Source organism: Microbacterium sp. P5_B6 (assembly GCF_056400345.1).
In genome coordinates, this window is the sequence record NZ_JBFULL010000004.1 from 69,182 (window position 1) to 86,385 (window position 17,204).

General features: G+C 70.8%; 20 protein-coding genes. 11 read left to right on the forward strand and 9 right to left on the reverse strand.

Annotation, left to right across the window (positions count from 1 at the left end):
* Window positions 1–27: 27 nt before the first annotated feature.
* The 5 genes from AC1DP3_RS06940 to AC1DP3_RS06960 all read right to left on the reverse strand — a co-directional run bounded on the left by AC1DP3_RS06940 (window position 28) and on the right by AC1DP3_RS06960 (window position 4,944).
* Window positions 28–561: a GNAT family N-acetyltransferase gene (locus AC1DP3_RS06940; RefSeq protein ID WP_477292420.1), complete on the reverse strand. Its 534-nt coding sequence runs from the start codon at window positions 559–561 to the stop codon at window positions 28–30.
* A complete protein-coding gene (locus AC1DP3_RS06945) occupies window positions 558–1,859 on the reverse strand; it encodes an LLM class flavin-dependent oxidoreductase (RefSeq protein ID WP_477292421.1) in 1,302 nt (433 codons plus the stop codon). The genes AC1DP3_RS06940 and AC1DP3_RS06945 overlap by 4 nt, the downstream gene beginning before the upstream one ends.
* Before the next feature lie 81 nt (window positions 1,860–1,940).
* Window positions 1,941–2,957 carry an ABC transporter substrate-binding protein gene (locus AC1DP3_RS06950; protein WP_477292422.1) on the reverse strand — a complete coding sequence of 339 codons (1,017 nt, stop codon included), beginning with the start codon at window positions 2,955–2,957 and terminating at the stop codon, window positions 1,941–1,943.
* Window positions 2,958–3,004: 47 nt separating this feature from the next.
* Window positions 3,005–3,829, reverse strand: coding sequence for an amino acid ABC transporter ATP-binding protein (locus tag AC1DP3_RS06955; protein WP_477292423.1), 825 nt, complete (start codon window positions 3,827–3,829; stop codon window positions 3,005–3,007).
* The gene (locus tag AC1DP3_RS06960; RefSeq protein WP_477292424.1) at window positions 3,826–4,944 is read right to left on the reverse strand and encodes an amino acid ABC transporter permease; all 1,119 of its coding nucleotides are present in this window, start codon (window positions 4,942–4,944) and stop codon (window positions 3,826–3,828) included. Before AC1DP3_RS06960 ends, AC1DP3_RS06955 begins: the two co-directional genes overlap by 4 nt.
* A gap of 202 nt (window positions 4,945–5,146) precedes the next feature.
* On the opposite strand from AC1DP3_RS06960, the gene AC1DP3_RS06965 reads away from it, so the two are divergent.
* On the forward strand, window positions 5,147–5,998 hold the full coding sequence (locus tag AC1DP3_RS06965) for a sulfurtransferase (RefSeq protein ID WP_477292425.1): 852 nt from the start codon (window positions 5,147–5,149) through the stop codon (window positions 5,996–5,998).
* Between the two features lie 28 nt (window positions 5,999–6,026).
* Here the strand turns inward: AC1DP3_RS06965 and AC1DP3_RS06970 are convergent, their stop codons facing one another.
* Window positions 6,027–6,755, reverse strand: coding sequence for a CDP-alcohol phosphatidyltransferase family protein (locus AC1DP3_RS06970; protein ID WP_477292426.1), 729 nt, complete (start codon window positions 6,753–6,755; stop codon window positions 6,027–6,029).
* Between the two features lie 83 nt (window positions 6,756–6,838).
* On the opposite strand from AC1DP3_RS06970, the gene AC1DP3_RS06975 reads away from it, so the two are divergent.
* The 7 genes from AC1DP3_RS06975 to AC1DP3_RS07005 are packed head-to-tail and all read left to right on the forward strand — an operon-like array spanning window position 6,839 to window position 12,480.
* Window positions 6,839–7,819 (forward strand): zinc-dependent alcohol dehydrogenase, encoded by a 981-nt coding sequence (locus tag AC1DP3_RS06975; RefSeq protein WP_477292427.1) that lies wholly within the window; start codon window positions 6,839–6,841, stop codon window positions 7,817–7,819.
* Window positions 7,816–8,211, forward strand: a complete 396-nt coding sequence (locus AC1DP3_RS06980) for a 6-pyruvoyl trahydropterin synthase family protein (RefSeq protein WP_477292428.1) — start codon at window positions 7,816–7,818, stop codon at window positions 8,209–8,211. Before AC1DP3_RS06975 ends, AC1DP3_RS06980 begins: the two co-directional genes overlap by 4 nt.
* A complete protein-coding gene (locus AC1DP3_RS06985; protein WP_477292429.1) occupies window positions 8,208–9,293 on the forward strand; it encodes a glycosyltransferase family 4 protein in 1,086 nt (361 codons plus the stop codon). Before AC1DP3_RS06980 ends, AC1DP3_RS06985 begins: the two co-directional genes overlap by 4 nt.
* Entirely contained in the window at window positions 9,290–10,102 is an 813-nt protein-coding gene (locus AC1DP3_RS06990; RefSeq protein ID WP_477292430.1) for an SAM-dependent methyltransferase, read from the forward strand. The genes AC1DP3_RS06985 and AC1DP3_RS06990 overlap by 4 nt, the downstream gene beginning before the upstream one ends.
* Before the next feature lie 5 nt (window positions 10,103–10,107).
* Complete coding sequence (locus tag AC1DP3_RS06995; protein ID WP_477292643.1) at window positions 10,108–11,154, forward strand: lysylphosphatidylglycerol synthase transmembrane domain-containing protein; 1,047 nt, start codon at window positions 10,108–10,110, stop codon at window positions 11,152–11,154.
* Entirely contained in the window at window positions 11,151–11,924 is a 774-nt protein-coding gene (locus tag AC1DP3_RS07000) for a RibD family protein (protein WP_477292431.1), read from the forward strand. The genes AC1DP3_RS06995 and AC1DP3_RS07000 overlap by 4 nt, the downstream gene beginning before the upstream one ends.
* A gap of 31 nt (window positions 11,925–11,955) precedes the next feature.
* Window positions 11,956–12,480, forward strand: coding sequence for a hypothetical protein (locus AC1DP3_RS07005; protein WP_477292432.1), 525 nt, complete (start codon window positions 11,956–11,958; stop codon window positions 12,478–12,480).
* Window positions 12,481–12,500: 20 nt separating this feature from the next.
* On the opposite strand, the gene AC1DP3_RS07010 is transcribed toward AC1DP3_RS07005, so the two are convergent.
* The gene (locus tag AC1DP3_RS07010) at window positions 12,501–13,013 is read right to left on the reverse strand and encodes an N-acetyltransferase family protein (RefSeq protein WP_477292433.1); all 513 of its coding nucleotides are present in this window, start codon (window positions 13,011–13,013) and stop codon (window positions 12,501–12,503) included.
* Window positions 13,013–14,317, reverse strand: coding sequence for an FAD-dependent oxidoreductase (locus tag AC1DP3_RS07015; protein WP_477292434.1), 1,305 nt, complete (start codon window positions 14,315–14,317; stop codon window positions 13,013–13,015). The genes AC1DP3_RS07010 and AC1DP3_RS07015 overlap by 1 nt, the downstream gene beginning before the upstream one ends.
* Before the next feature lie 83 nt (window positions 14,318–14,400).
* Between AC1DP3_RS07015 and AC1DP3_RS07020 the strand changes: the two genes are divergently transcribed.
* Window positions 14,401–14,757 (forward strand): ArsR/SmtB family transcription factor, encoded by a 357-nt coding sequence (locus tag AC1DP3_RS07020; protein WP_477292435.1) that lies wholly within the window; start codon window positions 14,401–14,403, stop codon window positions 14,755–14,757.
* Window positions 14,758–14,780: 23 nt separating this feature from the next.
* Here the strand turns inward: AC1DP3_RS07020 and AC1DP3_RS07025 are convergent, their stop codons facing one another.
* The gene (locus AC1DP3_RS07025) at window positions 14,781–15,464 is read right to left on the reverse strand and encodes a TetR/AcrR family transcriptional regulator (protein WP_477292436.1); all 684 of its coding nucleotides are present in this window, start codon (window positions 15,462–15,464) and stop codon (window positions 14,781–14,783) included.
* A gap of 115 nt (window positions 15,465–15,579) precedes the next feature.
* Here AC1DP3_RS07025 and AC1DP3_RS07030 point away from each other — a divergent pair, with 115 nt between their 5' ends.
* Together AC1DP3_RS07030 and AC1DP3_RS07035 are read left to right on the forward strand one after the other, a co-directional pair.
* Window positions 15,580–16,329 carry an enoyl-CoA hydratase/isomerase family protein gene (locus AC1DP3_RS07030; protein ID WP_477292437.1) on the forward strand — a complete coding sequence of 250 codons (750 nt, stop codon included), beginning with the start codon at window positions 15,580–15,582 and terminating at the stop codon, window positions 16,327–16,329.
* Window positions 16,326–17,204 carry a 3-hydroxyacyl-CoA dehydrogenase family protein gene (locus AC1DP3_RS07035; RefSeq protein ID WP_477292438.1) on the forward strand — a complete coding sequence of 293 codons (879 nt, stop codon included), beginning with the start codon at window positions 16,326–16,328 and terminating at the stop codon, window positions 17,202–17,204. The genes AC1DP3_RS07030 and AC1DP3_RS07035 overlap by 4 nt, the downstream gene beginning before the upstream one ends.

Sequence of the window (17,204 nt, forward strand, 5' to 3'; positions counted from 1 at the left end):
GCTCAAAGGGATGTTCGGAGCAGGACGTCAGGAGATGTCGAGACCGAAGGTCAGCAGGTCGATCCACCGGTCCGGCTCCACCTCGATGCGCTTCTCGCGGTCGGGGAGGCGACGGAAGCCGATCTTCGCGTAGAGCGCGTGAGCGCCGAGCATCTGAGGTCCGCTGTTCATGACGACGCGGTGCGATCCCCGTTCCCTTGCGAGCTCGATCACGTGTCGGGTGAGTGCCTCGCCGATGCCGCGCCCCCGGCCCGCCGGTGCGACTGCGAGCTGCCGGAAGTCGGTCTCTCCAGGTTCGGCGACGGGGGACAGTGGGCGCCCCGCGGGTGCGACCCAGACCGTGCCGAGGATCGTGTCATCCGAGTCGACGGCCACCCACACGTCTCCATCGTTGACCCGGCCCGCCACATCGCGAAGGGACTCCAGGTATGACTCGGAAAGGTCGCCGTAGCTCGCGGAATACGCGTCGGCGGTGACGCGGCCCGCCTCTTCATGCTCCTCAGGCCGCACGAGGCGGATCGTGAGGGTGGCGCTTTCGGCGGGCTGGGCAGTGGCGGTCATGCGAAGACCGCCTGGGTCCCGAGACCCGACTCTGCGTTCTCTGCAGACTCCGCCGGCGCTCCGGACTTCGCCAGCGCCCCAGACTCCGCCGACGCTCCAGACTTCGCCAGCGCTCCGGCCTCTGCGGGCGCGTCACCCGCCACGTTCCCACCAAACCCGGCACCAACGCCGCCGACACCGACCGCGCTCCGCGCCTCGAGCCCCCACGCCTTAGCCAGCAGTTCGTACGATCGCTCCCGGTCCGCCGGATCGTGCGTGATGCTCGTGATGAGCAGTTCGTCGGCTCCGGTCACTCGGCGGACCGTCTCCAGGCGGTCCGCGACGGCGTCAGCGCTGCCCGTGATCTGCGTCGCGACACGATCGCGCACGACCTCGAGGGCTGCGTGATCGAGGGGGTTCGCGAGCGCGCGCTCGGGGCTGGGGAAGGGGAGGGCGCCCTGACCGGCGCGGATGCTGTGCACCCAGCGAGGGTAGCCCGCCGCGAGTCGAATCGCCTCGTCGCTCGAATCAGCCGCGAGGACATCGACCGAGACGATCACGTAGGGCTCGTCCAGCACACCGGGCCGGAAGGCCGCGCGGTACGCCTCGACGGCCTCGAGCACGAAGGTGGGAGCGACATGGTAGTTCGCGCCGAACGGCAGTCCGAGGCGCCCGGCGAGCTCAGCGCTGGGTCCGGCGGTGCTACCGTGCAGCCAGACCTGGATGTCCTGCCCTTCGGCGGGCGTCGCGTGAACAGGGACGCCTTCCGGGGCGACGTACGTGCCGTCGATCAGCGCGAGGATGTCGAGCACATCCTGCTCGAAGCGGTCGGCGTCACCCGCCGTCCGACCGAGGAGCCGGGCCTGCGCGATGAAGCGGGCGGGGTCGGGGGAGAAGGTGTGCGTGGCGGGAAGCAGGAGGCCATCGACGATGCGCTCGTCGCGCACCGGCGGGCGAGGGGGGCCAGCGGCGACGCCCGTCGATCCCGACCGCCCGATGCCGAGATCGAACCGTCCGGGATGCAGCGCCGCCACCACGCCGGCCGCCTCGACGACCTGCAGGGGAGAGTAGTTGCCGATGATCGTCGCCGCGGTCCCGATGCGGATCTCCGAGGTGGCCGCAGCGATCGCCGCCAGCAGGACGTGCGGCGCGGCGCCCGCAACGCCCGGGTTCAGGTGGTGCTCGGCGAGCCAGTAGCGGCTGAAGCCGAGCTCTTCGGCGCGACGCGCGAGCGCGATGCTGGCGCGAAGTCCGTCAGCCGGCGTCTGGCCCTCACCGAAGGGCGAGAGGTCGAGCACCGAGAGGGGTGTCGTGGTCATCGGAGGCTCCTCGGGGGACGTGAGGGAACGGGAACGACAGCGGGCGGAACCTGGGGAGGCTCCGCCCGCGCCGGGGCATCGTCAGGACTTGGGAAGACCCGCCGGGTTGACCTCCGACGCGTCGAGCGCCTCGGAGTCGAGCCCCCAGAACTCGAGCAGCTCGGTGTACGTGCCGTCCTCGATGATCGAGTTGAGGACGATCGAGACCGGCTCGATCAGGCCGTTGCCCTTCTTGGTGCCGGCCGCGATGTCGGCCGTGAGGGGCCACCCTCCCGACACGATGCCGACGAGCTTCGTCTCGCCCGTCTCGAGCGCCGACCAGGCCGACGTCGCGTTCGGGCCGAAGGTGGCGTCGACGCGTCCCGACTGCAGCGCCAGCGTCGCGGCGGCGTTGTCGTCGTAGTACTGCAGCTCGGCCGGGGCCTTGCCGGCGTCTTCGAGCTCCTTGTTCCACGCCAGCAGCACCTGCTCCTGGTTGGTGCCCGAGCCGACGACGATCTTCAGGCCCGAGATGTCTGCCGCTTCGGTGATGGAGTCGATCTTGCTGTCTGACTTCACGTAGAAGCCGAGCAGATCCTTCCGGTAGCTCGCGAAGTCGTACAGCTCCTTGCGCTCTTCGGTGACCGTGACGTTGGACGTGATGAGGTCGTACTTGCCGGACTGGATGCCGAGCGGCCAGTCCGCCCACGCGACGACCTGCGGGTTGTACTCGAGCCCGAGGCCCTCGGCGATGAGCGAACCGAGGTTCGGCTCGGTGCCGGCCACGTCGGTGGGGGCAGAGGTGCCCTCCGGTTGGTAGCTCAGCGGCGGCACGAAGGCGCCGATCGCGACGGTGAGCTTGCCGGCCTGCGCCGGCGTGAAGCCGCTCGCTGCGAGGGCATCGACAGCCTCGGGCACCGGATCGATGTGGAACCACGTGATCTCATCGGTCGCCGTGTTGGCTGACTCAGCCGCGGGCTCGGCGGCGGCAGCCGCATCGCCACGCGGCTGGTTGCCGTTGTTGATGCTGACGGCGGTGAACACACCTCCGACGATGGCGACGAGCGCGATCGCGCCTGCCCCGATCGCGATTCCCTGCTTCTTGCTGATGCTGGCCATGATGCTGTGTCTCTCTTCTTTCGGGATGCCTCGTGCCGGAGCGGTGCTCAGGCCAGGACTTTGGCGAGGAACTCCCGCGTGCGCGGGTGCTCCGGGTTGATCAGGACCTGCTCGGGCGGTCCGACTTCGAGGATCCGACCGCCGTCGACGAACACGATCCGGTCGGCCACTTCACGGGCGAAGCCGATCTCGTGCGTGACGATGAGGAGCGTCGTGCCGCTGCGCGCGAGGTCGCGGATGACGTCGAGCACCTCGCCCACCAGCTCCGGGTCCAGCGCGCTCGTCGGCTCATCGAAGAGCAGGACCTTGGGGCTGAGGGCGAGCGCGCGAGCGATCGCGACGCGCTGCTGCTGTCCGCCCGAGAGCTGGCGCGGGTAGTGGTCGGACTTGTCGGCCAGCCCCACCCGCTCGAGCAGGCTCGTTGCGAGGTCGCGCGCGGCATCCTTCTGGAGAATGCCGGTCGCGACCGGGGCCTCGATGATGTTCTCGATCGCGGTCAGGTGCGGGAACAGGTTGAAGTTCTGGAAGACGATGCCCACCTGCGTGCGCCGCTTCAGGATCTCCTTCTCGCGCAGCTCGTAGAGCTTCTCGCCCCGGCGCTCGTAGCCGATGAACTGGCCGTCGAGCGTGACCGAGCCGCGGTCGACGGACTCGAGGTGGTTGATCGTGCGCAGCAGCGTCGACTTGCCCGAGCCGCTGGGTCCGAGGATCGCGACGACCTCGCCCGGCTGCACGGTGAGGTCGATGCCGGACAGGACCTCGAGACCGCCGTAGCTCTTGTGCACGTTGTGGATCTCGACCAGGCCACGCGTGACGGCAGGGCTCGAAGCAGGGCTCGCGGCAGGGCCGGCGGCCGGGGTGATGGTGCTCATCGGTTCTCCTCGGGAGTACGGATGCCGGCATCCGTCGTTGCAGGGAAAGTGAGGGCAGAGGCGCTGTCAGCGGCAGGACCGGGTGCCGAGGGGGTGTCGTCGCCGAGGCGCGCCCACTGCACCGAAGCCCAGCCGCGGAAGCGCTGGAAGGGGGTGGGAGGCAGCACCCGCACCGACCCGCGGGCGTAGTGCCGCTCGATGTAGTACTGGCCGATGCTCAGGATCGTGGTGATGAGGGTGTACCAGACCACCGCCACGAGCAGCAGCGGGATCACGCGGCTGTTGCGGTTGTAGATCACCTGGACGGCGTAGAAGACCTCGGGGATCGCGATGACGAAGACGACGGATGCGCCCTTCACGAGCCCGATGATCTCGTTGGTCGCGTTCGGGACGATGGAGCGCATCGCCTGCGGGAGGATGATGCGGAACAGGCGCTTGTGCGAAGGGATGCCGAGGGCTGCGGCCGCTTCGGACTGCCCCTGGTCGACCGACAGCAGCCCGCCGCGGATGATCTCGGCCGAATAGGCGGCCTGGTGGAGGCCGAGACCCAGGATCGCCGCAGCGAAGGCGCTGATCAGGTTGACGGTCGGGAACTCGACGATCCAGAAGTCGGTCGTGAAGGGGGTGCCGAGACCCAACGTGGGGTAGAGGTAGCCGAGGTTGTACCAGACGATGATCTGCACCACGAGTGGCACGGAGCGGAAGAACCAGATGTACGACCACGAGGCGGATCGGAGGAGCGGCGACTTCGAGAGGCGCCCGAGCGCGATCACCGTGCCGAGGGTGAAGCCGATGATCGCCGAGATGGCGGTGAGCGACAGCGTGTAGCCGATGCCGATCAGCACCGGCTCAGCGAAGAAGTAGTGCGCGAAGACGTCCCACTCGTAGTTGGCGTTCGTGATCACCGACCAGACGAACTGCGCGACGAGGAACAGCACGATGGCGCCGAGCGTCCAGCGGAACCAGTGGCGCGTGTGCACGACGGGGAACGATCCGAGGTCGACCCGGTCGCTTCCGCTCGACAGCGCGCCTGCCGCGCCTGCCGCGCCGGTCGGGAGGCCGTCGGCGAGCGGCGGCTCAACGGTGCGGATGCGGTCATCTGCGGTGGTGGTCATGGCGATCCCTCAGGTCGTGGTCGCGGCCGATCGGGCCGACGTCCGTTCACGCTAGGGCGGCGCCGCACACGGCGTCGGGGGACCGCTCACACGGGGTAAAGATGCGTCGCACGAGGTAACACGACGCAAGGATCCGCCGTCAGGTTGCGGCATGTTTCGAGGCCGGATGCAGCCCACCCGCGCACGCCCCGACAATCGTGATATGCCCCACTTGATCACCCCCGGCGAGCTCGTCTCCGCTCGCGACTCGGGCCGGCGCGTGCGCCTGCTCGACGTGCGCTGGCGCCTCGACGCGCCTGAGGGGCGGCCGGAGTACATCGACGGCCATCTGCCGGACGCCGTCTATGTCGACCTCGAGCGGGAGCTCGCGCGACCTGGATATCCCGAGGAGGGCCGTTATCCGCTGCCGACCCTGCACGACCTCGAGAGGGCGCTGCGCCGCTGGGGCGTCGACGACGGCGATCTCGTCGTGGCCTACGACGACAACCACTCCGTCGCCGCGGCTCGCGTGTGGTGGCTGCTGCGCCGGCGCGGGGTGGACATCCGGGTGCTCGATGGCGGCATCCGCGCCTGGGTCCGCGCGGGGAACGTGCTCGAGCGCGGGGACCATGCGCCGGCACCGGGCAACGCCACACTCCGGGATGCCGACCTCGGCATCGCGACGATCGACGACGCGGCACGGGCGCATGTCGACGGCTATCTCGTCGACGTCCGCGCTCCCGAGCACTACCGCGGCCTCGCGGGAACGCTCGACCCGGTCGCCGGCCACATCCCCGGGGCATTGAACATCCCGGTCGTGACGCACATCGCCCGCGACGGGGCGCTCACCTCGCCGCAGGAGATCCGGGCGAGCCTCGCGGCACGCGGCGTCGACCCGCACCTGCCCATCACCCTCTACTGCGGTGCCGGGATCAGCTCTGCCCACACCGCCCTGGCGCTCACGCAGATCGGCGTGGAGGCGACGATCTTCACCGGCTCATGGAGCCAGTGGGCGCGCTCCAACCGGTCGGTGGCCGTCGGACCGACCCCCTCGGACCTGCTCGCGCACGTCTAGTCTCCCGAGGCTCAGAGGAGCCCGAGGCTCAGACCGGCTCCGCCTCGGCGGGCGCAGCGACGGCTCTCGCGGGGCGGGCACGCACGAGCCACAGCACATCCCGTCCGAACGATTCGAGCAGCATCCCGAAAGCCGTGAGGGTGACGGCGAACGACACCCACTCCGGGAAGAGTCCGGATGCCGCTGCCACCAGGGCGATGCCCGCACACGCCGTGACCACCTTTCGCCAGTACCGAGGGGGGAGGGTCGCGCGCATCCAGGGCAGCATCCAGCCGGCCGCGATGAACAGGTACCGGAGCGCGCCGATGAGGACGACCCACCACCCCACGTCCTGCGCGACGTAGACGCCGAGGACGAGCAGCACGTAGGCGTCGACCTCCATGTCGAAGCGCGCGCCCAGTTCGCTTTCGGAGTGGGTGCGCCGTGCGACCCAGCCGTCGACCGCGTCCAGTGCCAGGGCGGGAATCGCCAGGCCGATGAGCAGCGGCACGGGGATCGGGGCGACGAAGGAGGTCGCGACGAGCGCCGTCACCCCTGCCACGAGAGACGATCGCGCGGCGGTCACCGCGTTGGCCCAGCCGAAGTGCGGCATCCCGCTGCGGCGCAACCCCCTCGCGAGGAGCGCGTTCGACACGACAAGGTAGGCCATGCCGGCGAACCACCCGAGAGGGGACAGATGCCCATACCCGGACACCACGATGAGCACCGCGACGCCGCCGGCGACCGCGATCATCGGTGCGAACTGAACCTTCGTCATCGTTCCGACCGTTCTCCCCTCGTGCATACAAGTGATTACACGGTGCACGGGTATCAGGGAGTTCACTTGCGGATCGGATCGAAATGAGGCAGGCGACGTCGTTCTGGGTGGAGGATCCCGGCTCGGGCCGGCTCCGGACCGAGGATCTGGCTGCGCCCGCGACCGGCGAGGTGCTCGTGCGGACGCTCTACACGGGCATCAGCCGCGGCACGGAATCGCTGGTCTACCGGGGTGAGGTGCCCGAGGGCGAGCGCGACCGCATGCGCGCGCCCTTCCAGGCGGGGGACTTCCCCGCCCCGGTCAAGTACGGCTACCTCAACGTCGGCGTGGTCGAGTCGGGTGATGCCGAGCTCGAGGGCTCGACGGTGTTCACGCTGTTCCCGCACCAGTCGGCATTCGTGGTGCCGGCCTCGGCCGTGACCGTCGTGCCCGCGGCGGTTCCCGCGCGCCGGGCCGTTCTGGCGGGCGCCGTGGAGACCGCGATCAACATCCTGTGGGATGCCGCGCCCCTGGTCGGCGACCGTGTCACCGTCGTGGGGGCGGGCATGATCGGATGCTCCGTCGCACGCGTGGTGGCCGGCATCCCGGGCATCGATGTCACGGTCGTCGACGTCGACAGCACCAAGGCCGAGGTCTGCGAACGACTCGGGGTGCCCTTCGCATCCCCGGGCGATGCTCCACGCGAACGCGACATCATCATCGACACCAGCGGATCGGATGCCGGGCTGCAGCTCGCGATCGACTCCGCGAGGATCGAAGGCGAGATCATCGAGGCCAGCTGGTTCGGGGACCGCGAGGTGCGGATCAGCCTGGGCGGTGCGTTCCACTCGCGGCGGCTTCGGATCCGCTCCAGCCAGGTGGGGATGGTGGCGCCTCGCCGTCGGGGCGCCCGCACGAACGCCGACCGGCTGCGGCTCGCCCTCGAACTGCTGCGCGACCCCGCGTTCGATGCCCTGCTCACCGGGGAGTCGTCGTGGCGCGAGCTGCCCGCGGCGATGGCCGCGGTGGCAGACGGATCCTCGCCGGGACTGTGCCACACGATCGACTGGAGCGACGACGCATGACCTACTCCCTCACGGTGCGCGACCACATCATGGTGGCCCACAGCTTCACGGGCGAGATGTTCGGTCCCGCCCAGCGGCTGCACGGCGCGACGTTCGTCGTGGACGCCACCTTCCGCGCCCGTGAGCTGGACGCCGACGGGGTCGTGGTCGACATCGGGCGCGCGAGCGAGGCCCTGCGCGGCATCCTGTCGGGCCTGTCGTATCGCAACCTCGACGACGAGCCCGACTTCCGGGGCGTCAACACGACGACCGAGCGGCTCTGCAGCGTCATCGCCGACCGGCTCGTCGCGGCTCTGCGCGCCGGCGGGCTCGGAGAGGCGGCGCTCTCGGGCATCGTCGTCACGCTGCACGAGTCGCACATCGCCTGGGCGTCGTACGAGGTCGAGCTGTGAGCGCCCCGGGCTCGGTTCGCGACGCCCGCTCGGTGGCCCGCCCGCCGGCGACCCGCACCCTGCGCTTCATCGTGCCCGACGGCATCGAGGAACCCTCCCGCGTGAGCGGAGGCAACGTCTACGACATGCGCGTGCGCGACGCTCTCGCAGCGCTCGGCTGGCGGGTGCAGCAGGACGAAGCGGCGCCGGATGCCGCGGCGTCGGCTCTGGCGGCGGTCGACGACGACGCACTCGTCCTGATCGACGGACTGGTCGCCGGGCGCTCCGCAGAGGCCGTCGTCGCCGAGAGCGATCGCCTCCGCGTGGTCGTGCTCGCGCACATGGTGTCGGAGGCATTCCCCGACGCCGATCCGTCGGTGGCCGAGGCGGAGCGCCGCGCTCTGAGCGCCGCCCGCCTCATCATCGCGACCAGCGACTGGACCCGCTCGCAGCTGGTGTCGAGAGGAATCGCGGCGGCCGATCGCATCCGTGTCGCCAGGCCCGGAACGGATGCCGCTCCCACCGCGCACGGCACCGCACGAGGGGGTGCCCTCCTCTGCGTCGGGCTCGTCGCACCGCACAAAGGGCAGGACGTGCTGATCGGCGCGCTCGCCGACCTGCACGGCCGGCCCGACTGGACGTGCACGATCGCCGGCGCGACCGACCACGAGACCGGCGAGTCCCGGTTCGCGGATGAGGTCGCCCGTCGCGCGGACGAAGCCGGGATCGGCGACCGAGTGCGATTGGCGGGCGTGCTCACGGGCCCGGCGCTGGAGGCGGCATACCGCGATGCCGACCTTCTCGTCGCCCCGTCTCGCGTCGAGGCGTACGGCATCGCGGTCGCGGACGCGCTGGGTCGCGGCATCCCTGTGGTCGCCAGTGATGTCGGCGGTATCTCGGAGGCTGTCGGGTCCCGTCGCGGAGCGATCCTGGTGCCGCCGGACGACCCCGTGGCCCTCGGCGCAGCCCTCGCGCGCTGGATCGACGATGCGGCGTTCCGTTCCGAGCTCGCCCGGGCGGCGCGCCGCGGCGCAGCCGCCCGGCGCGACTGGCATGACACGGCGGCTGCGGTCGCCCACGCACTCGAGGAGGTGGCGGCATGACGGATGTGATCCTGGTTTCGACCGACTGGCTCGCGCTGCGGGAGGATGCCGACGGTCGTTCGCGGTCGCGGCGGCTCGCCCGCGCGGCGGGACGCCGGCTGGAGGAGCCGCTCGTCGTGCACGACCTCGGCAGCGGAACCGGCTCGATGATGCGCTGGCTCGCCCCCTTGCTGCCGGGGCGCCAGACGTGGGTGCTCCACGACTGGAACGCCGACCTGCTCGAGGCCGCCGCATCCCGGCCCGGCATCGACGGGCGGGGTGATCGGGTGCAGGTGACCAGCAGCGTCGAGCACTTCGAGCATCTGCGCCCGGACCACCTGGACGGAGCATCGCTCGTGACCGCGTCCGCGCTGCTCGACGTCCTCACGCAGGACGAGGTCGAGGCGATCGTCGCCGCCTGCGTCGCGGCCGGGGCCCCTGCATTCTTCAGCCTGTCCGTCATCGGACGGGTCCGGATGGAACCCGCGGACCCCGGAGACCGGGTGTTCCAGGCGGCCTTCAACGACCATCAGCGACGGGTCGAGGACGGCCGTCGCCTGCTCGGACCCGACGCCGTGGCCTCGGCGGTCGAAGCGTTCCGGCGGGCGGGGTGGTCCACCAGGGTCGCCGGTTCGGGGTGGCGCCTCGGCGCCGCTGACCGGGCACTCGCCGCCGAGTGGCTCGAAGGCTGGGTCGGTGCCGCAGTCCAGCAGCGGCCGGCACTCGCGGAATGGGGCGAGGAGTACCTCGTGACGCGCCGGCGACAGCTCGCCGCGGGTCAGCTGCACGCCGTCATCCATCACGCCGACCTGCTCGCCTTCCCGCAGTGAACGCCATGAACGCCGTGAACACCGCGGGCGGCGGGGGCACGGCGGGTGCCATGGGTGCGCGGACGGTTCTCCGCCAGCGGTGCCGAGCCGTGCTCCGCTCGCCACGGGCGCGCGCCGGCCTCAACGCAGTGGCGGGCATCGCGATCCTCGCCGGAATCGTCGCGATCGCGGGCGGCGAGCCGTTCATCCGCGGCCTGACATCGGTGACTCCAGGCGCCATCGCCGCGGCCGCGAGCCTGACGGCGATCGCCACGTGGGCAGCCGCGTGGCGCTGGCGGCTCGTCTCTGCAGGCCTGGGCGTACCGCTCGGGCCGGGGAGCGCGTTCGCGTCCTACTACCGGTCGCAGTTCCTCAACAGCGTGCTGCCCGGCGGAGTGATGGGCGACGTGCACCGCGCGTTCGCGCACGGCATCGAGGAGGCGCGCATTCCGGATGCCTCCCGTGCCGTCGTGTCGGAGCGCGCAGCGGGGCAGGCCGTCCAGCTGGTGCTGGCCGCGGTCGTGCTGGCCGGGCTGGGGGTGACCGCGTATTCGAGCGCCGTGGACGGCGTGCTGCTCGCGCTCCTCGTGGGCTGCGCCGCCGTCGGGCTCGTCCTCGCCCTGAGCCGCCGGGTCCGCAGGCTCGTCGCGCGCGAGCTTTCCCGCGCGCGGGCGGCGTTCGCCCCGCGCTGCACGGTCGTGCGGGTCGTCGTCGCATCGGCGCTCGTCGTGTCGTGTCACGTCGCGACGTTCGTCGTGGCGTGCTTCGCGGTGGGGATCGAGGCCTCCCCGGAGCGCGTCGTCGCGGTCTCGATCGTCGTCGTGCTCGCAGCATCCCTTCCATTAGCCGTCGGAGGCTGGGGGCCGCGCGAGGGCGCCGCTGCGTGGGCGTTCGGCGTCGTCGGCCTGGGAGCAGCGGATGGCATCGCGGCCTCGACGGCGTATGGCGTGCTCGCTATGATCGCGCTGACTCCCGGAGCCGTGGTCATCGGCGCGTCGGCGCTGCGGCACCGGCGAGCCCTGGCCTCCCCAGACCCCGTCACCCTCGCCTCACGAGAGGAGCCGACGATATGACCAGGCCATACGTCACCCTGAGCTGCGCGATGTCGATCGACGGCTACCTGGACAGCGCCGATCCGCACAAGCTCGCCATGTCGAACAGCGCAGACTTCGACCGCGTCGACCAGCTCCGCGCCGACAGCGACGCCATCCTCGTGGGCGCCTCCACCGTCCGACGTGACGACCCCCGGCTGCTCGTGCGCAGTGCGGAGCGGCGGCGGCAGCGCACCGCGTCAGGGCGCGCCGAATCTCCCGCCAAGGTCACAGTGACGGCATCCGGTGACATCTCGGCCGACGCCGCGTTCTTTCGGGAAGGGGATGCCGAGAAGATCGTCTACTGCCCCGAAGCGGTCGAGCAGGCGCTCGCCGCGAAGCTCGGCGGTGCCGCCACGGTCGTCGGTCTGCACGGCGACGAGGTCGCGATGTGCGACGTCCTGCTCGACCTCGAGTTGCGCGGCATCAAGCGGCTGATGGTCGAGGGCGGGGGGCACGTGCACACGCAGTTCCTGACCGACCAACTCGCCGATGAGCTGCAGCTGGTGGTGGCTCCCTTCTTCGTGGGCGAGTCGCGGGCTCCTCGCTTCGTCGAATCCGGCCACTTCCCCTGGACGGTGAAGCACCGCGCGACACTCGCCGAGACCCGGCAGATCGGGGACGTGGTGCTGCTGCGCTATGCGCTGTCGGATCGGTTCGACCCATCCGCGTGCCCCGCCGCGGCCGCCGCGGGAGGCGCTCACGTGTCTGCCGTCGAGCAGCGCGATCTGAGGCCCGCGCGCCTTCCCTGAACCGCGGAGCCCGCCGTGTCGTGATCTCGACATGGATTCCTACACGATCGCGGGTCTGCCCCTCCATGTGCTCCTCGTGCACGCCGTCGTCGTGCTCACGCCGCTGACGGCGCTCGCGCTGCTGCTGCACGCCTTCTGGCCGACGGCCGCCCGCCGTCTCGGCATCGTGACGCCGCTGGCTGCGCTCCTCGTGCTCGTTCTGGTGCCCATCACGGCGAACGCGGGCGGAGCGCTGCGCGATGCCGTGGTGCTCACCGACGCCGTCGAGCGACATGCCGAACTCGGCGACACGCTCCTGCCGTGGGCGATCGGGCTCTTCGTCGTGGCGACCGCCGTGTGGCTGTGGGCGCGGACCGGCACGCCCTCGCGCAGTGGGTGGGGCAGGTTCTCCGGCAGAGGATGGGCCGAGAAGCGGATGCCGCGCGGCGGCGTCGTCGCGATCGACATCGTGCTGAAGGTGCTCGCGGTCGTCGTGGCGGTCGGCATCATCATCGACGTCATCCTCATCGGCGATGCCGGAGCCCGGGCCGTGTGGAGTTCGGTGGTCTCGGGCTGAATCACCGCTGCCGGGTCGGGTCAGTCGGCGCCGTTCCGCGCGCTGCGGCGCTCGACGAGCAGCGTGTCGCGCCACTTTCCGGCATGCTCGCCGAGAGCCGAGCGGGCGATGCGCTCCCGGCGTCCGACCACCCGGAAGCCGGCAGCCTCGTGGAGTGCCAGGCTCGCCCGGTTCTCGGGGAAGATGCTCGACTGGATCGTCCAGTATCCGGCCTCGTCCGCGGCGTCGACGAACGCCGTGAGCAGCATCCGTCCCATCCCGCGCCCCCGCGCGTCGCGGTGCAGATAGACCGAGTGCTCGATGACGCCTCGATATGCGGCGCGGGTCGAGACGAGGGATGCTGCGGCCCAGCCGAGCACGCGCGCGTCATCGTCCTCGGCGACCAGGCGCGGTGAAGGGACCTTGCCAGCGTCGAACGCCTCCCACGACGGGGTGCTCGTCTCGAACGTCGCCTCGCCATCCTCGATGCCGTGCCGGTACGCCTCCTCGACGGCCCTCCAGTCCGCCGCTGTGAGCTCACGGATGCGCGGCATCAGCAGCAGCCACCCTCGGCCGTCGAGCACACTCCCGTCGCCGGAAGCACCAGTTGGATGCTCGAGGCGCCGGCAGCATCGCCCGCGAGCCACGCGACGACCGATCGCACCTGCTCATATCCGGTCGCAAGGAGGAAAGTCGGARCCCGGCCGTAGGACTTCATGCCGACGATGAAGAAGCCCGGCTCCGGATGAGTGAGCTCTCGGAAGCCGTGCGGCTCGACGGTGCCGCACGAGTGGACATTCGGGTCGATCAGCGGTGCCAGGCGCTTCGGGGCTTCGACGATCTCGTCCAGCTCGAGCCGGATCTCGCGCAGCGGCGAAAGGTCGGGACGGAAGCCCGTCGCGTTGACGACGACATCGGTCGTGTGGGTGACGAGAACGCCGCGGCGGTGACCGACGAGGTCGACGTCGTCGCCCCGGCGGCGTGCGCGGAGGATCTCGAAGCTGTCGATTACCTCGATCTGTCCTTCGGCGACGGCTGCACCCACCCGACCGCCGAGATGTGCGCGGCCGGGAAGTTCGTCGTCCGGCGACGAGGAGACCCGCACCGCCCGCGGGTTCCGGATGAGCCAGGCGACCTTCGTACCGGGCTCCTCGCGCGCGAGTTCGGCGAGCGCGAGGAGCGTGTTGGCCGCCGAATGCCCCGCGCCCACCACGGTGGTACGGCGGCCCCGGAAGATGGGCCGATCACGACCCAGCACATCCGGCAGGGCGGGTTGCACGCGATCGGCGATGTCGCTGAACCCCAGCAGGTCGAGACCGCTGGATGACAACGAGTTGGGGGAGAGATAGGTGCCGGAGGCGTCGATCACGGCGCGCGCCGCGACATCCTCGACGTGGCCATCCGGCGTCCCGATGCGCAGCGCGAACGGGGTCGCCGCCCGGCCGCGTGTGCGGGTGCGGTCCATGCCTTCACGAGAGACCGCCTGGACTCCTGTGCGGGTGCGCAGTCGCGATGCGATGGGCTCGAGGGCTGCGAGCGGCCCGAGGTACTGCTCGACGAGCTCGATCCCGGTCGGCGCTCGCTCCGGGTCGGGAAGTGTCCAGCCGGTCGTCTCGAGCAGTCGCCGGGCGGCGGGATCGACAAGGTGCATCCATGGCGAGAAGAGCCGGGTGTGACCCCACGCCCGGACGCTGGCCGCGGCATCCGTCCCCGCCTCGAAGATGGTGAAGTCGATGCCGCGCTCGATGAGGTGCGCCGCCGCGGAGAGGCCCACGGGGCCCGCGCCGATGATGGCGACGGGGAGGGAGGTCAGCCGCGAAGCGGTGCCGGCGGAAGGCGTGAGGTCGATAAGGGTCATGAGAATCCTGTTGATCGATGACGGTCGATACTGGATTCTCGTCCGCTGTATCGATGATTGTCAATATCGATTAGTATCAATGCATGGTCACGATGCTCGATGTCACGGACGTCTCATCAGCCGGCGCCGGCCCGTGCTGCGCGCCGCTCGTGCGCGAGCCGCTGACAGCGGCCGAGGCTGAGAGTCTCGCGGTGACGATGAAGGCGCTCGCAGACCCGGCGCGCCTGCGTCTGCTGTCGATCGTGGCGGCTTCCGCCGGTGCGGAAGCCTGCGTCTGCGACCTGATCGAGCCGATCGGCCTTTCGCAGCCGACCGTTTCGCACCACCTCAAGGTGCTCACCTCGGCAGGCTTCCTGACGCGCAGCAAACGGGGCACCTGGGCGTACTACTCGCTCGTCCCCGACGCGCTGGACCGGGTCGCCCAGGTCTTCGCTCCCTGATCTGCGGGGGCGGGATGCCGCGCTCAGCGCGTGCGCATGCCGTCGAGCGCGATCGTCACGACGTCGTGAGCGAGGCGGGCGCGGTCGATGGAGCCGGCGGGCCGGTACCACTCGACGAGCGAGTTGATCATGCCGAACACGAGGCGAGTGGTGACGGCCCCGTCGATGTCCGAGCGCACGAGGCCGGCGACCTGCGCCTCGGTGACGAGTGCCGTCACATGCTGGTCGAACGCCCGCCGTCGTTCGAGCGCGTCGCGCTCGGTGGTGCTGTTGCCGCGCACCCGCAGCAGCAGGGTCACCGAGGGGAGTCGTTCGATGAGCACGTCGACGGCCGCGCGCAGCACGAAGTCGAGCCGCTCCGCCGGCGTGCCGGTCGTGGCCTCGGGCTCGGCGAGGACACCCTCGAGCGCGCTCAGGGCGTCGTCCAGCGCCTCTGCGAGCAGCTGCTCCTTGGAGTCGAAGTGGTGGTACAGCGCCGATTTCGTGAGACCGAGCCGCAGTGCCAGGTCGGAGACGGAGGTCGCGTCGTATCCCTGCTCGTTGAAGAGCCCGACGGCGACCTCGAGGATCCGGGCGCGGTCGTAGCCGGGCCGGCCGCGTCGCGCGGCGGTGGCGGGCGCGTCCGGCGTCGCCGTCGTGGCGTCGTCGAGGCGCGGGGCCGCCGGCTCAGTGGTGGGCTCCGCCGGCTCCGTCCTGGGCTCCGTCATGGGGTCAGTCTTCCACTCACGAGGCACGAATGAGCGCGCCCCTTGGCCAGTCGCTCAGTGTCTGCCATGATTACTGAACGATCGGTTAGATAATCGGAGAACCCGGAGCTCAGCCATGGCGGACAGCATCCCGCCCCGTCTGCTCATCGAGCGGCGCGGCGATCGGGTGGTGGCGACGCTCGATCGACCGGCGACCCGCAATGCAATCGATCTCGCGATGGTCGACGAGTTGCACGCGCTCTGCGCCGAGCTGGAGGAGACACCGGCGATCCTGATCGTGACCGGGGCGGGTGGCGTGTTCGCCTCAGGGGCAGACATCGCGGAGCTGCGCGAGCGGCGCGCGGAGGATGCGCTCAGAGGCATCAACACGCATGCCTTCTCGCGGCTCGCCGCGCTGCCGATGCCGGTCATCGCGGCCGTCGACGGCCATGCCCTCGGCGGCGGAGCCGAGCTCGCCTATGCCGCCGACATCCGCATCGGGACTGTCCGGACGCGATTCGGCAACCCGGAGACGAGCCTCGCGATCATCGCCGCCGCCGGGGCGACGTGGCGTCTTCCGGTGATCGTCGGGCCTGCGCGGGCGGCCGAGCTGCTGCTCACCGGCCGGATCCTCGACGCCGATGAGGCGCTCGCGTGGGGCCTGCTGTCGTCGCTCCACGAGCCCGGCGACCTGCTCGCCGCCGCGCACGCCATCGCCGACCGCATCGCGGCGAACGACCCGCTCGCGACCCGCCACACCAAGACCGCGCTGCGGGCGGCTCCCGACGCGCATCCCGAGGTCGAGCTCGAGCTGCAGGCGGAGCTGTTCGACCGGCCCGAGAAGGCCGAGCGCATGACGCAGTTCCTGGAGGCGAGAAGACGATGACGGATGCCGCCGCCGCGGGCAGCGACCCCGGCCTTCCGCCCGTCGTGGGCGTACTCGGGGCGGGGCGCATGGGCGCGGGTATCGCCCACGCATTCGCGCTCGCCGGCGCCCGGGTCATCGTGGTCGAAGCCGACGAGTCGGCGGCGGAACGGGCGGAGGCCCGCATCTCCGAGAGCCTGACTCGCAGCGTCGAACTCGGCACGACGGCTCGTTCGCTCGAGGACCTCGTGCCGCTCGTGTCGACCGCGACGGACGCTGCCGCCTTCGCCGGGTGCGGGCTCGTGGTCGAGGCGGTGCCCGAGCACCCCGAGCTCAAGCGGGCAGCGCTGGCCAGCCTCGAGCACGCGATGGCGGCCGACGCTGTCATCGCCTCGAACACGAGCTCACTGTCGATCGACGGTCTGGCATCGGCGCTCGAGCGGCCTGAGCGGTTCCTGGGCCTGCACTTCTTCAACCCGGTTCCCGCGTCGCAACTCGTGGAGATCGTGACGGGCGCCGCGACCTCGCCGGCGCTGGTCGAGCGTGCCCGGGGATGGGTCGAGGCACTCGGCAAGGCGCCGATCGTCGTCCGCGACGCGCCGGGCTTCGCCTCGAGCCGCCTGGGCGTCGCGCTCGCGCTCGAAGCCATCCGCATGCTCGAGGACGGCGTCGCCTCGGCGGCCGACATCGACACCGCCATGCAGCTGGGGTACCGGCATCCGCTCGGTCCCTTGCGGACGACCGATCTCGTGGGCCTGGATGTGCGGCTGGCGATCGCCGAGGGGCTGCACGAGCGGCTGGGGGAGCGATTCGCGCCGCCCGAGCTGCTGCGCCGCATGGTCGCCGACGGGCAGCTCGGACGCAAGAGCGGCGAGGGGTTCTACGTATGGAGCTGA

Coding starts and splice junctions, on each gene's coding strand:
- AC1DP3_RS07030 (WP_477292437.1), top strand. CDS start 15,580: ATGGCGGACAGCATCCCGCCCCGTCTGCTCATCGAGCGGCGCGGCGAT.
- AC1DP3_RS06955 (WP_477292423.1), bottom strand. CDS start 3,829: ATGAGCACCATCACCCCGGCCGCCGGCCCTGCCGCGAGCCCTGCTTCG.
- AC1DP3_RS06940 (WP_477292420.1), bottom strand. CDS start 561: ATGACCGCCACTGCCCAGCCCGCCGAAAGCGCCACCCTCACGATCCGC.
- AC1DP3_RS06990 (WP_477292430.1), top strand. CDS start 9,290: ATGACGGATGTGATCCTGGTTTCGACCGACTGGCTCGCGCTGCGGGAG.
- AC1DP3_RS06995 (WP_477292643.1), top strand. CDS start 10,108: ATGAACGCCGTGAACACCGCGGGCGGCGGGGGCACGGCGGGTGCCATG.
- AC1DP3_RS06975 (WP_477292427.1), top strand. CDS start 6,839: ATGAGGCAGGCGACGTCGTTCTGGGTGGAGGATCCCGGCTCGGGCCGG.
- AC1DP3_RS07035 (WP_477292438.1), top strand. CDS start 16,326: ATGACGGATGCCGCCGCCGCGGGCAGCGACCCCGGCCTTCCGCCCGTC.
- AC1DP3_RS06950 (WP_477292422.1), bottom strand. CDS start 2,957: ATGGCCAGCATCAGCAAGAAGCAGGGAATCGCGATCGGGGCAGGCGCG.
- AC1DP3_RS07005 (WP_477292432.1), top strand. CDS start 11,956: ATGGATTCCTACACGATCGCGGGTCTGCCCCTCCATGTGCTCCTCGTG.
- AC1DP3_RS06970 (WP_477292426.1), bottom strand. CDS start 6,755: ATGACGAAGGTTCAGTTCGCACCGATGATCGCGGTCGCCGGCGGCGTC.
- AC1DP3_RS06945 (WP_477292421.1), bottom strand. CDS start 1,859: ATGACCACGACACCCCTCTCGGTGCTCGACCTCTCGCCCTTCGGTGAG.
- AC1DP3_RS06965 (WP_477292425.1), top strand. CDS start 5,147: ATGCCCCACTTGATCACCCCCGGCGAGCTCGTCTCCGCTCGCGACTCG.
- AC1DP3_RS07010 (WP_477292433.1), bottom strand. CDS start 13,013: ATGCCGCGCATCCGTGAGCTCACAGCGGCGGACTGGAGGGCCGTCGAG.
- AC1DP3_RS07025 (WP_477292436.1), bottom strand. CDS start 15,464: ATGACGGAGCCCAGGACGGAGCCGGCGGAGCCCACCACTGAGCCGGCG.
- AC1DP3_RS07020 (WP_477292435.1), top strand. CDS start 14,401: ATGGTCACGATGCTCGATGTCACGGACGTCTCATCAGCCGGCGCCGGC.
- AC1DP3_RS07000 (WP_477292431.1), top strand. CDS start 11,151: ATGACCAGGCCATACGTCACCCTGAGCTGCGCGATGTCGATCGACGGC.
- AC1DP3_RS06980 (WP_477292428.1), top strand. CDS start 7,816: ATGACCTACTCCCTCACGGTGCGCGACCACATCATGGTGGCCCACAGC.
- AC1DP3_RS06960 (WP_477292424.1), bottom strand. CDS start 4,944: ATGACCACCACCGCAGATGACCGCATCCGCACCGTTGAGCCGCCGCTC.